We start from the raw sequence: 12834 nt of genomic DNA, 5'->3' as shown, positions 1-12834 counted from the left end.
CCTGGAACTTCACAGGAACCCCGCCGTCCAATTCCTGAACCATCATTTCGCAGGGGCGTACCATCGCGGCAGGCGTGCCGCACGACGTATCTGCCTGAGATAGAAGAGGCAAGACCTTGGCCAATGCCGTACCTGCAACGCTTACCGAAAGCATTTTGAAAGCCGGAACCTCAGTCCGCTCCCTGACAGAATGGCGTGAGCGCGTTGCGCGGCGTGAGGCTCGTGTGGGCATTATCGGCCTGGGGTACGTGGGCCTGCCGCTGACGTTGCTGTTCTCCAGCGAGGGCTTTCGCGTCACGGGCTTTGACGTCGATACCACCAAGATCGACACGCTGAACCGCGGTGAGAGCTACATCTGGCGGATTGAGCCGGATCACATTGCTGCAGCACAGTCCAAGGGCTTTACCGCCACGACGGACTTCGCGCAAATTGCCGATATGGACGCGGTCCTGATCTGCGTGCCAACACCGCTGACGGACCATCACGCGCCGGACCTGAGCTACGTCGAAGCGACCGTACATGCGATTGCGCCGTATGTGCGTGCCGGACAGTTGATTGTCCTGGAGAGCACCACCTACCCCGGCACCACGGAAGAGATCGTCGTCCGCATCCTGATGGAGGCTGGAGCGAAGCGGGACGTGCAGGTACAGATTGCACCGGAAGAGACGAAGGAGCAGATCGACGGCGTCCTTGTGGCCTTCTCGCCCGAGCGCGAAGATCCGGGCAACATGATCACGCCGCGCCGCGAGATCCCCAAGGTTGTGGGCGGCATGGATGTCACGGCGACCGAGGCTGCCTGCGCGCTCTATGGCGCCATCTTCCATCGCACCGTGCCCGTCAGCTCGCCCGCTACGGCCGAGATGACGAAGCTGCTGGAGAACATCTACCGCAGCGTGAACATTGCCCTCGTGAACGAGATGAAGCAGCTGTGCATGAAGATGGGCGTGGACATCTGGGAGGTGATCGACGCGGCTGCGACCAAGCCGTTCGGCTTCCAGGCGTTCTATCCCGGCCCCGGCATTGGCGGGCACTGCATCCCGGTGGACCCCTTCTACCTGACGTGGAAGGCCAAGGAGTACGGCTTCACGACTCGCTTCATCCAGTTAGCTGGCGAGGTCAACGAAGAGATGCCGATCTTCGTGATGCGTCAGGTAGCACGTGCACTGAACGAGCACGGCATTGCGATGAAGGGCGCCAAGGTACTGGTGCTGGGCGTGGCGTATAAGGCCGACGTGGATGACCTGCGCGAGTCGCCGGCGCTGGTGCTGATCGAACAGTTGCAGAGCATGGGCTGCGAGGTCAGCTACAACGACCCCTTCTTCCCCACGGTCGGCCACGGCCGGAAGTACGCCCTGAATATGGAGTCCACGCCGCTGGAGCGTGTGCCGGAGTTCGACTGCGTGGTGATTGCCACCGATCACTCCAGTTATGAGATGGAGCGGATAGTCGCCGACGCAAAGCTGGTGGTAGACTCGCGCAACGCCACACGCCATATCGCTTCGCCAAAGATTGTGCGCTGCTAATCCAGCCCACTTTCGCAGGCTCAGCCGCTCTGCGCGCGTAGACGAGCTGCCTGTTAGAGCAGCGCCGTTCCACCTTTCCTTCACGATTCTGCAGCACACGGCGATTCGCCCGGGCTCTGCAGAACGCTGAGAGTTTTCTCACAGCATTCCCTTTGTTGCGGCCCCTTGCATGCACCGTGCGGAGGTTGCGCCCGCGGTCGTGCGCGCACCGATTGCCGGCCAAAGGATCCTGATTGCACCGCACAGCCGAATCGAAGCTGCAGCAAGGCTCGCGCCGCCATGCCTCATCGCTGCGCTGGACAGCGCTCGCCCTGGCGCTTGCCAATGTGCTTTGCCTGTGTGCTCCTGCGCAGTCCACTGGCGAAGCTGCCGTCGCCGTCCGTCGTGCACGCGCCTTTGTCCAAAGCCGCGTCGCGTCGGACACTCCAGTGGTCCGCCTTCGCGCTGCCGTTGCGAGCGGCGAGCCGCAGGCGGAAGACACCTCCGCCGCAGCATCGCTCGCGCAGGCCCGTGTGCAGCACCTGGCGCTCGCTGCTTTGTCCAACGCCCTGACTTCGCCGTCCGCATGGTCGCCGGTTGGACCTGTGCAGGTGCAGACAACAACTTACGGCCCGGTTACGGGCCGCGTCACCAGCATTGCCATCGACCCGAAGGATGCGACCAATAACACCGTCTACGTTGGCACATCAGGCGGCGGCGTGTGGAAGAGTGCCAATGCCGCCGGAGCGCAGCCGACCTTCCAACCGCTGACGGACACGCTGCCGGTCTTCTCCGCGGGCGCTGGCAGCGCCGTCGTGCCGTCGCTCTCGATTGGTGCCTTGTCGGTGCAGCCGGGCGGAGCCGGCGTGGTGCTGGCTGGGACGGGCGATCCGAACGACGCGACCGACAGCTACTACGGCGGCGGCATCCTGCGATCCGCTGACAACGGAGCGACATGGTCACTGATCACGGGAGGCAGTGCCAACGCGTTTGTGGGCGAGGGCTTTGCAGGGTTCGCGTGGAGCAGCGTCACGCCCGGCCTGGCCGTAGCCGCTCTCTCCTCCTCTGCAGAATCGGCCATTGTGAAGGGCAGCAACGCCGGTGTGCGAGGCCTGTACTACAGCATCAACGCGGGTGCTTCCTGGACGCTGGCGACCATCATGGATGGCAGCACAATCGTCCAGAACCGCAGCACCAGCTATACAAGCTTCCGTGGCAACGCGGCGACGGCGGTTGTTTGGAACCCGATCCGGAAGACGTTCTACGCAGCGATCCGGTCGCACGGCTACTACGAATCGGCCGACGGGCAGACGTGGACCCGCATGGCGAATCAGCCGGGCGCGGGCCTATCCACAACGAACTGCCCCACACGGCCGGGCGATTACGGCCTGACCAGTTGCCCCATCTTCCGTGGCGCGCTGGCAGTTCAACCGACCTCCGGCGATCTGTTTGCGATGACCGTCGATGCGGAGAACGCGGACCGCGGTCTGTGGCAGGATGCATGCGCGAAGAGCGGCACAGCGTGCGCATCGACCACCGTCAGATGGGCAACACAGATCGCGACAACGCCCATGGAAGATGGCTTCGGCAACATCGCGCAGGGCGACTACAACTTTGTGCTCGCTGCTGTTCCCGCCGCGACCGCGCTCAGCACGACCGACACTCTGTTATTCGCCGGCGCGGGCGATCTGTACCGCTGCTCGCTGGCCGGTGGCTGCGCCCTGCGCAACACGACGAATACCTCTACCGGCTGTGCTGCTCCTGCCGGTGTTGCGCCCGCTCAACACGCCATCGCATGGGGCGTGAACCTGTCGAACACGGCCGCACCGACGATGTACTTTGGCAACGATGGTGGTTTATGGCGGTCTGCCGATGGCGTGAACCAGCAGGCCGGCGTCTGCTCTGTCGACGATGCGACGCACTTTACCAACCTGAATGGATCGCTTGGATCGCTGGCCGAGGTCGTCCATCTAGCCGCACATCCCAGCGACGCGAAGATCCTGCTGGCAGCACTGGGAGCGAACGGCAGTGCAGCCAGCACAACCGATGCGCAGGCTCACGGAATCACACCGTGGACGCAGCTTGGCGCGGGCGAAAGCGGCAGCGTTGCCATTGACCAATCCAGTGGCAACAAATGGCTGGTGCAGTCGGGCGGCGGTGTGGCCTTGCATGCCTGTGACAACGGAGCAGCATGCACTGCGGCTGACTTTACGGGACCTGCACCTGTCGGCATGACACAGGTCAGCGACGATGAATCGCTGACCGATCCGCCCGCGCTGCTGGATCCTGGGCAGGGCACCAACGTGTTGACCGGCACCTGCCGCGTCTGGCGGGGATCGGTGGCTGGAGGGGATGCATGGTCGACCTCAAACGCGATCAGCCCCTTTCTCGCAGGTCCACCCGGCACCGCGTGTAACCCGTCCGACGCATACATCCGTTCCCTCGCGGCGGGCGGTCCCATCATCACAACCAGCGCAGCGCAGGGCAGCGGATCGTCCGTCCTGTATGCCGGTCTTGCGGGCGGTGCGGATGGTGGGACAAGCTTCGCAGGACACCTCTACCGCACGGCATCCGCCAACGTTGCCACGTCCACGACCGCATGGACCGACCTGACGAACAACGCGGTCAGCAACGATCCATACAACCGCTTTAATGCAGCGGGCTTCGATGTGTCCTCGATCGCGGTCGATCCCAGCGATGGCACCGGCAACACCGTCTATGCCACCGTCATGGGCTTCGGCGTGGCGCATGTCTATCGCTCCGTGAATGGCGGCGCTACGTGGTCGAACATCAGCGCGAATCTGCCAAACTCTCCTGCCAACAGCGTCGTCGTGGACCCGAACAATCCCCTGACTGTTTACGTTGCGATGGATACCGGCGTGTACGTTGCGGCGGACGTTACGACCTGTGTGCCTGCAAGCGGTACCGGCAGTTGCTGGGGCGTTCTGGGCACTGCTCTGCCGAATGCACCGGTGATGTCGCTGGTGGCAACTGCGGGCGTTACGCTACCGGGCAGCAGCAGCGCGGGCGCGTTGCGGGCAGCGACTTATGGCCGTGGCATCTGGCAGATCGGGCTTGTGTCTTCAGCGCAGACGCTGGCACCCGTTGCGACGTTTGTTCCAGCATGGCTCAACTTTGGGTCGCAGGATTTGGGCAGCACGAGCACGCCGCAGACCATTACGTTGACCAATACGGGCAACACCGTTCTGGCGGTCGGCACCATTCTCGCCGGCACCGGATTCGCGGAGACTGATACCTGTTCGAACGCAGAGCTTACGGTTGGCGCTACCTGCAGTCTGGCCGTCACTTTCTCACCGCTGGCGGCGGGTGCAGCGACCGGTACGCTGCAGATCGACAGCAACGTAAGTAGCGGCAGCAGCACAGTAGACCTGAGCGGCACAGGCCTGGGCGTGCCGAATATTCTTCTGACGCCCACCACCATCACCTTCGCGGATACAGCGGTCAACAGCACCTCGCAGACGATGGCGGTTACCGTCTCGAACACCGGCACAGGAGACGCGACGCTGAGCGCGCCTGCTGTCACGGCAGACTTCAATATCGCGGGCAGCACCTGCACGTCGACACTCGCGGCAGGCGGGACATGTAGGCTCCTGGTGAACTTTCAGCCTACGGGCAACACCGCGCGGAGCGGCACGTTGACCGTGACGGACAGCACGGCGAATCACACGGCAATGCTGTTCGGCACAGGTACGGGAACGGCAGTCATCACCTTCGTACCCGCAACGTTGTCGTTTGGCGTAGGTGAGATCTCGACACGGACCAGCCTCGCCTCTGTGACCATCACAAACTCCGGAACAGCGCTCGCAGTGCTCTCGAGTCCCGTGGTCAGTGGCTCGGACTTCAGCGTGTACACCAACACCTGCAGCACCTACCTGCAGCCCAATTCCAACTGTGTTGTCACCTTGCTGTTCTCGCCGGCAGGGACGGGCCCACGCGCGGGGACACTGAGCTTCAGTGACGAGAACGGTACACACGTTGTGACGTTGACCGGCACGGCGACTGCAGCGCCCAGCCTGACGGCGTCGCCCGCGACACTGACCTTCGCGACGACACCCGTCTACGGCACGTCCGCATCGCAAATCATCACTGTCACCAACATTGGCGGCAATACGTACCTTGGCACGGAGCAGGTGACCGGCGACTTCGGCATCACGGCTAACACCTGCGGCGTTGCGCTGAACACGAACCAGTCCTGTTTACTCACGGTGGTCTTTGGCCCCATAACAACCGGGGTACGAAGCGGCGCCGTGACCGTCACGGATAGAGCCGGTGTGGCGCATACGGTCCTGCTCACCGGCAACGGAAATGGTGCGGCGGCTGTGAGCGTCTCGGCTACGTCGCTTTTGTTTGCGCCCACGGGGGTCGGCAGCACTTCGTCCCCGCAGACCATCACCATCACAAATACCGGTACAGCCGCCACTGCGTTGTCGCCCTCGGCGATCACCGGCGACTTCAGCGTGGTGACGAACACCTGTGGCAATAGCCTGGCCGCAGGCGTTACCTGCGCGTTATCCGTCACCTTTACGCCCACGGATAGTGGTGCGCGGAGTGGCACGCTTACCTGACGGACGCACTCTCCTCGCACGCCATCACACTGACCGGGACGGCAACGGGCGCTGCCATCGTTACCTTTTCTCCCTCGACCATAACCTTTACGAATACGGCAGTCGGGGTGACTTCAGCAGCGACGACGGTCACGCTTGCCAACAATGGCAACGCTTCCATCGTGCTGGGCTCGGCCACTGTCACAGGAGACTTCAGCATTGTTGCGAACAGCTGCGGCGCGAGCCTTGGTGTTGGTGCCAGGTGCACACTCACGCTGCGGTTCACACCTGCCGCCTCAGGCATACGCACCGGCACATTATCGCTGGCCGACGCCTCAAACAATCACACCGTTACACTCACCGGCACCGGCGTCGCAGCCTTTCAAATTGTTCTGACACCTGCAGCCGTTAACTTCGGATCGCAAATCGTTGGTACGGCAACTGCCATCACGAACATCACCATCTCCAACACTGGATCCTCAACGGGCGCGCTTGGAAGTATCAGCGTTTCAGGAGATTTCGTGCTCAGGGCGAATACCTGCGGCGCATCGCTGGCGGCACAGACGGGCTGCACCGTCTCAATTGTCTTCATGCCGTCGGCAGTCGGCACTCGCACGGGTTTGCTTACCGTTATGAACGCTGCCGGGACGCAGACTGCGACACTGACGGGAACCGGCACGGCAGCAGCGACCGACACACTGTCGCCACTGTCACTCACCTTCGGGAGACAGCAGGCGGACACGTCGAGCGCGGCGCAGGTCGTGACCCTTACGAATAGCGGCGATGCCTCCCTGACGCTGGTCTCCACAGTGATTGTTGCCGGTGACTTCGGCGTCGTAAACGGCTGCGGGCCAACGGTACCCGCGCACAGATCCTGCGGCATCGCCGTCATTTTTTCTCCGAAGAGTGTGGGCACCTTTTCAGGGACGCTGCAGATCACAGATGTGCAGCGCGTACAGACCATCACGCTCATCGGCACGGGCTTTGCTGGACCCGGTGTCTCGCTGCTGCCGTCGACCATCGCCTTCGCGGCCACCGGCGTTGGTGTCGCAGGCACAGGGGAGAGGCTGACGCTAACCAACAATGGCGAAGTGCCGATTGCACTTACAGGCATCACGCTTACGGGCGATTTCGGTATCGTTGCCGGCAGCAGCACCTGCGCGATCACCGCAACGGTTCCCGTGGGCGGATCGTGCTCCATGAGCGTTGCATTCTTGCCTACGGCAAGCGGAGCCCGCTCCGGAACGGTCACGGTCAGCAGCAATGCCCAGACACAGGTCGCGCAACTGGGCGGAACCGGCGTCGACTTCGCCCTGGCAAGTGCTGGCGCGACCATCCAGACCATCAGCAATGGTGGAAGCGCGGCCTATCCCCTGCTACTGCGGCCCGCTGTCAGCACCGCGGATCCCGTCACCTACGCCTGCAGCGGCGCGCCTGCGTACGCGAAGTGCACCGTCATCGCACAGTACAGCGACCTGTCGGCCATCAGTACCGTAACGGTTACCGTGCTGACCGGCACGGCAACAACGAGTCTCCGTGCCGCGGCCTTCATTCTGCCGGTACTGCTATGCCTGCCCTGGTACGTGCGGCGGCGTACCGTCCCAGGGCACACCGCTTTCGCGGCGATATCCCTTGCGGTACTGGCGGGTGTGCAGGGCTGCGGCAGCAACCGCGCGGTGCCCATCGCCGGGAACGGCAGCGGCACCGGAGCAGGCACGACCGTGACGCCCTCCGGTAGCTACAGCCTTACCGTCTCCGCGACGGCTGCCGGTGTGACACACACGGTACCGCTGACGCTGATCGTGAAGTGATTCAGCGCGCTGCTTGACGCTTGTCCACGACACGGTAGCCCTCCGGCACCTCGAACCACTTTGCTTCCGGCTCAGTGGTGACGATCTCAAGAACACGGAAGCGCTGTTCGCCAACCGTTGGGGTCTGCAGAATAGAACTCAGGTTGAAGTGCAGTGCTTCCGAGTACCGCAGATCACGGACGTAAGTCATCGGCCTGTCGTTTCCCATAACGCCGGGATTGAGGACGACGGTGTCACGGTACGAGTGAACGGGGAGACCTGCAAAGGTTTCGACGCCGCGATCTTCACGCGTGCGGAAGCCGCGACCATCGGGTAGCGGACCACTCTCAGTGCGAATAGGAATCTCAGGCGCCCGCTGCGTCTTCGGCCAGTCGTACAACTCACAGATATGCGTGCGATCGGCGCACTCGTAGAACGTCTCAGCGGTTGGGTCGTAGATCTGGATGTAACTGCGGCGCGACGGCATGTTGTTGCTGCCCTTCGGAGAGAGCAGCCAGCGCTCCTCGTAGATGCGCCCCCGGCTGTCACGCTTGATGGGGCGAACGTTTTCGACGGTGAATGTGCCGCCCTGCAGAAGAGGCCTCGTCCACTCCGTGGCAAGGGTCAGGCTGAAGGGCGCGCCGGCGATGGGCGGGACATGGATGCTCTCCAGCACCTGCTTCCCGGCGCCATCCATGCCAATGCCGCCGTCGGCCTGCGTCTGCGCGGCGGCCGATGCAACGGCTACGAATAGTCCGATGAGTCGTGACAGCCGCACGGCGTAGCTCCCTTCGTCAGCGGGAGAAGTCTATGCCTGCGGGTGTTTCGTGGGAAACAGGATTCTGGTCCCGTGACTTGGGATTGTGCTGCGGTGGCGAGACGTGAACCCACGTCTCAAACGCGAGACGGGGGCACCCAAGGCGTGGGTATTAGAGAGCTGCGGCTGCTGCGAAGGCGCTGGCCCACGCCCACTGGAAGTTGTAGCCGCCGAGCCAGCCGGTCACGTCGACGACTTCGCCGATGAAGGCGAGGCCGGGTACGCGCTTGGCCTGCATGGTGGTGCTGTCGAGTTCGGCGGTGCTGACGCCGCCTGCCGTGACCTCGGCCTTGGCGTAGCCTTCGGTCCCTGCGGGTGTGACCGGCCACGCGTGCACCAAAGCTTCCGTGCGCTGGATCGAGGTGTTCTTCCAGTCCGTCGGTGGGTTTTCCGTAAGCCAGCGTTCGGCAAAACGTGTGGGCAGGTGGTCGCGGAGCAGGTTAAGCATAGTGGTCTCATCGCGGCGGGTCGTGGGCTCCAGCATGTGCAGGAAGACTTCGTACCCCGGTGCGAGATCGATCGTCACGGCTTCGCCCTGGCGCCAGTAAGACGAGATCTGCAGAACGGCCGGGCCGGAGAGGCCGCGGTGCGTGATCAGCAGCTTCTCGCGGAAGGTGGGCGGTGGTGTGCGCTGCTTCTTCTTCGGGTTGGCGGTCGCGACCACCTCTGCCGACAGGCCGGAGAGGTCGCTCCACCTCTCGGCTTCCGCTTCGCTGAAGGTGAATGGGACGAGGCCCGGGCGTGGTTCGACGATGTTCAGGCCAAAGCTGCGGGCGATGTCGTAGCCGACGCCTGTTGCGCCCATCTTCGGGATCGAGAGACCGCCCGTGGCGACGACGACCGCCTTCGCATGAAGCACGCCCGAGGGTGTCGTGACGGCGAAGCCGTCGTCCGTCTTCTCGACGCGTTCGACAGGTGTGCGAAGGCGTGTCTCTACACCGGCCTCGCGGCATTCCGTCTCCAGCATGGTGACGATAACGTGAGCACCGCCGTCGCAGAAGAGCTGGCCCAGTGTCTTCTCGTGGTACGCGATGCCGTGCTTTTCGACCAGGGCGATGAAGTCGCGTGGTGTGTAGCGGGCAAGGGCGCTCTTCGAGAAGTGCGGGTTTTCGCTGAGGTAGTTGGCCGGCCTGGTGCCGGTGTTGGTGAAGTTGCAGCGGCCGCCGCCGCTGATGAGGATCTTGCGGCCCGTGCGCTCACCACTTTCCAGCAGCAGGACACGCTTGCCGCGCGCACCCGCCTGTGCGGCGCAAAACAGGCCGGCAGCGCCGGCGCCTAGAACGATAACGTCGTAGTTCTCAATTGTGGACATCTACTCTCTATCCTAGAGAGGTATGCAGTTAAGACCACCATCCATCCGCGGCCGAGCGACGCGCGAACCCGCCCGAGCGACCACCGTAGAGCCCGGAACGACCAATCACCACGGCCAGACCGTCGTCCGGAAGGCAGGCCGAGCAGCCGATGACCTGGCTGGACAGAGCATCTACATCCTGCGCTGCAAGAGCTGCGGCCATGAGTACGGCGAGGCGGGGATTCGTGTGCACCAGCGGAAGTGCCCAAAGTGCGATGGAGGCAAAGCCGGGCTGCCTGTGCCGGAGCCGGAACCGACGCTGTTTGGGTAGAAGCACGGCTGCCGCGCCTCCCGGAGCCGTCACGACGTGTCCAAAGGCTCGGTCCTGACCGCGACGCGCCACAGACCTGTCATCTTGAGCGGAGCGCAGCGAAGTCGAAGGACCTGCATTCTGTTTGCGTTGCCACAAAGGTGTGCGGCAGACCTCGCACCTTTGTGGCGCTCCGAACGAAATGCAGGTCCTTCGACTGCACTTCGCTGCGCTCCGTTTCGCTCAGGATGACAAATAGGGGGGAAGACGGCTTATGCGATCGCGCCGGCCGCTCTTAGCTTGGCGTTCAGTTCCGCCAGTGACTGTTCCGGCTTGCCTGCGACGGAGATCGTCCAGGCTTCGTCGTCGCCTGGCTGTTCCAGCGTCGCGAGCTGGCTGGTGAGCAGGTTCGGGTTCATGAACTCATGGTGGCGCTTCTGCAGGTGGTCGGCGATCTCTGCCGGGTCCGCCTGAAGGAGCGCGAACTGCACGGTCGTAGCAGGAAGATCGCCGCGCAGGGTGTCGCGGTACTGCGCCTTGAGCGCGCTGCAGGCCAGGATCATGCTCTTGTTCTCGCCTGCGAATTCGGCGATCTTGCCGTGAAGTATGGCCAGCCAGGGCGCGCGATCTTCATCGTTCAGCGGATGGCCAGCGGCCATCTTCGCCTTGTTGGCGGCCGGGTGGAAGTCATCGCCGTCGAGAAACGGCCAGCCGGTTTCGGCGGAAAGCATGTTGCCCAGCGTGGTCTTACCGGTACCGCTGACACCCATCAGGATCAGAATCACGTGTGTTGTTCCTCAGTTCCCTATTTTCCAATACACGGAGGAAGTTCGCTTGACAGGTGGAAGCTCCGGCGTGCGTGCGTCTAATCTGTTGTGGTGATCATGCGTCTTAAAACCCTCCTGCGCACGTCTGCCGTTGCTGCGATTTCCGCCATTGCCCTGGGCTGCTCTGCTCTGCCACCGGCAGCGTCCGCCCCTGTCAGCGGCTATACGGTTGTGGCGAAGTTTCCGCACTCCACGGACAACTACACGGAGGGCTTCCTGTTCAAGGACGGCCTGTTCTACGAAGGCACGGGTATGGAGGGTCGCAGCGGCCTGCAGGTGATTCAGCCTGCCACCGGCAAGGTGCTGCAGCGCCACGATATGACCCGGCAGTTCTTCGGCGAGGGCATCGTCGACTGGGGCGCGAATATCTACCAGTGGACGTGGCAGACTCACACGGGCGTGGTTCTGGACCGGTTTTCCCTGCGGCCAGTCCGCACCTTCAGCTATACGGGCGAGGGCTGGGGCATGACGCGCGACACGAAGACGATCATCACCAGCGACGGCAGCAACACGCTGCGTTTCCGTAATCCGGAGACCTTCGCGGAAGTCCGGCACATTGTGGTCCACGACGGCGCAAAAAACATCGACCAGCTCAACGAACTGGAGTACATCAAGGGTGAGATCTGGGCGAACGTATGGCATCAGGAGCGAATCGCACGCATCTCGCCGAAGGATGGCCATGTGATCAGCTGGGTCGACTGCACGGGCATCCTGCCGGCCAACCAGAAGCGCGATGATGAGAGCGTCTTGAATGGTATTGCCTATGACGCCGCGACGGATCGCATCTTCATTACAGGCAAGCAATGGCCGACGATCTTCGAGATCAAAGTTGTGCCAAAGAAATGATTCGGCTCTGCGGCAGCGCGGACTTCGCGAGCATTCTCGCCATCATCAACGATGGTGCGACGGCATATCGAGGTGTCATCCCAGCCGACCGCTTGAAGGATCCGTATATGTCTGCCGAAGAGTTGCAGCATGAGATCGCCAGCGGCGTTCACTTCTTTGGTGACGAAGAGGGCGGAGCGCTGCAGGGTGTGATGGGCGTGCAGCGTGTGCAGGACGTGACCTTGATCCGCCATGCGTATGTGCTCACTGCGGCACAGGGCAAAGGCATTGGCGGACGGCTGCTGGAGCACATTCGTCCGCTGGCACAGGGGCCGCTGCTGCTGGGCACATGGATCGATTCCTACTGGGCTATCGGCTTCTACCAGCGGCATGGCTTTCGCGTGGTGACGCATGCGGAAAAGGAAGTACTGCTCCGAAAGTACTGGCAGATTCCGGAACGGCAGGTGGAGACGTCAATCGTCTTCGCCGACAGCACATGGCCGGGCCTGCCGGGTGTGTGACCTGAATCACACGTCAACGCAACGTGTTGCGAGACTTTTGCCTCCTACGACAAGCCGCAGATAGCGCGGCCCCGGAGGAAACGACATGCACCTGATTGGAACTTTGATAATTGGCCTGATCGTGGGCGCGCTGGCCAAACTGATCATGCCCGGCAAGGATCCGGGTGGCATCATCGTCACCATCCTCATCGGCATCGCGGGCGCATTTCTGGGCACGTATCTGGGTCAGGCGATGCACCTGTACCAGCCGGGCCAGTCTGCGGGCTGGATTATGTCCATTATCGGCGCGTTGATCCTGCTCGCGATCTACCGTGTCATCAGGGGTCGCAGCGCCTAGCGCGGCCGGCCTAACGGCAAGACGAAGGCCACGGTGATGCAGACGTCGC

At 62.9% G+C, this 12834-nt stretch carries 10 protein-coding genes; 7 read left to right on the top strand and 3 right to left on the bottom strand.

Features of this window, described 5'->3' with window-relative positions; translation table 11 throughout:
• The first annotated feature begins 116 nt into the window (after positions 1 to 116).
• The 3 genes from BLW03_RS12050 to BLW03_RS12040 all read left to right on the top strand — a co-directional run bounded on the left by BLW03_RS12050 (position 117) and on the right by BLW03_RS12040 (position 7878).
• Entirely contained in the window at positions 117 to 1523 is a 1407-nt protein-coding gene (locus BLW03_RS12050) for a nucleotide sugar dehydrogenase (RefSeq protein WP_083350499.1), read from the top strand.
• 233 nt (positions 1524 to 1756) lie between these two features.
• On the top strand, positions 1757 to 6088 hold the full coding sequence (locus tag BLW03_RS12045; protein WP_074654310.1) for a beta strand repeat-containing protein: 4332 nt from the start codon (positions 1757 to 1759) through the stop codon (positions 6086 to 6088).
• Positions 6085 to 7878, top strand: a complete 1794-nt coding sequence (locus BLW03_RS12040) for a choice-of-anchor D domain-containing protein (protein ID WP_348270855.1) — start codon at positions 6085 to 6087, stop codon at positions 7876 to 7878. The genes BLW03_RS12045 and BLW03_RS12040 overlap by 4 nt, the downstream gene beginning before the upstream one ends.
• A 1-nt stretch (position 7879) precedes the next feature.
• On the opposite strand, the gene BLW03_RS12035 is transcribed toward BLW03_RS12040, so the two are convergent.
• Together BLW03_RS12035 and BLW03_RS12030 are read right to left on the bottom strand one after the other, a co-directional pair.
• On the bottom strand, positions 7880 to 8635 hold the full coding sequence (locus BLW03_RS12035) for a hypothetical protein (protein ID WP_074654308.1): 756 nt from the start codon (positions 8633 to 8635) through the stop codon (positions 7880 to 7882).
• 151 nt (positions 8636 to 8786) lie between these two features.
• Positions 8787 to 9986, bottom strand: coding sequence for a BaiN/RdsA family NAD(P)/FAD-dependent oxidoreductase (locus BLW03_RS12030; protein ID WP_074654307.1), 1200 nt, complete (start codon positions 9984 to 9986; stop codon positions 8787 to 8789).
• Positions 9987 to 10008: 22 nt separating this feature from the next.
• On the opposite strand from BLW03_RS12030, the gene BLW03_RS12025 reads away from it, so the two are divergent.
• A complete protein-coding gene (locus BLW03_RS12025) occupies positions 10009 to 10296 on the top strand; it encodes a zinc-ribbon domain-containing protein (protein WP_139285186.1) in 288 nt (95 codons plus the stop codon).
• Between the two features lie 251 nt (positions 10297 to 10547).
• Here BLW03_RS12025 and BLW03_RS12020 read toward each other — a convergent pair whose 3' ends face one another.
• Positions 10548 to 11060, bottom strand: a complete 513-nt coding sequence (locus BLW03_RS12020) for a gluconokinase (RefSeq protein ID WP_074654306.1) — start codon at positions 11058 to 11060, stop codon at positions 10548 to 10550.
• A 99-nt stretch (positions 11061 to 11159) separates the two neighbouring features.
• Here BLW03_RS12020 and BLW03_RS12015 point away from each other — a divergent pair, with 99 nt between their 5' ends.
• The 3 genes from BLW03_RS12015 to BLW03_RS12005 all read left to right on the top strand — a co-directional run bounded on the left by BLW03_RS12015 (position 11160) and on the right by BLW03_RS12005 (position 12785).
• Positions 11160 to 11948 carry a glutaminyl-peptide cyclotransferase gene (locus BLW03_RS12015; RefSeq protein WP_074655968.1) on the top strand — a complete coding sequence of 263 codons (789 nt, stop codon included), beginning with the start codon at positions 11160 to 11162 and terminating at the stop codon, positions 11946 to 11948.
• A complete protein-coding gene (locus BLW03_RS12010; RefSeq protein WP_074654305.1) occupies positions 11945 to 12448 on the top strand; it encodes a GNAT family N-acetyltransferase in 504 nt (167 codons plus the stop codon). The genes BLW03_RS12015 and BLW03_RS12010 overlap by 4 nt, the downstream gene beginning before the upstream one ends.
• Before the next feature lie 85 nt (positions 12449 to 12533).
• Positions 12534 to 12785: a GlsB/YeaQ/YmgE family stress response membrane protein gene (locus BLW03_RS12005; protein ID WP_074654304.1), complete on the top strand. Its 252-nt coding sequence runs from the start codon at positions 12534 to 12536 to the stop codon at positions 12783 to 12785.
• The last annotated feature ends 49 nt before the right edge of the window (positions 12786 to 12834 follow it).

It is taken from the genome of Terriglobus roseus (assembly GCF_900105625.1).
Lineage (GTDB): Bacteria > Acidobacteriota > Terriglobia > Terriglobales > Acidobacteriaceae > Terriglobus > Terriglobus roseus_B.
The sequence above is the reverse complement of the archived record's forward strand: the minus strand, read 5'-3'. Positions and strand labels throughout refer to the sequence as shown.

What these genes read in the sequence shown, in the direction of transcription:
- BLW03_RS12030 (WP_074654307.1), bottom strand. Translation starts at nt 9,986, where the DNA reads ATGTCCACAATTGAGAACTACGACGTTATCGTTCTAGGCGCCGGCGCT.
- BLW03_RS12025 (WP_139285186.1), top strand. Translation starts at nt 10,009, where the DNA reads ATGCAGTTAAGACCACCATCCATCCGCGGCCGAGCGACGCGCGAACCC.
- BLW03_RS12015 (WP_074655968.1), top strand. Translation starts at nt 11,160, where the DNA reads ATGCGTCTTAAAACCCTCCTGCGCACGTCTGCCGTTGCTGCGATTTCC.
- BLW03_RS12010 (WP_074654305.1), top strand. Translation starts at nt 11,945, where the DNA reads ATGATTCGGCTCTGCGGCAGCGCGGACTTCGCGAGCATTCTCGCCATC.
- BLW03_RS12005 (WP_074654304.1), top strand. Translation starts at nt 12,534, where the DNA reads ATGCACCTGATTGGAACTTTGATAATTGGCCTGATCGTGGGCGCGCTG.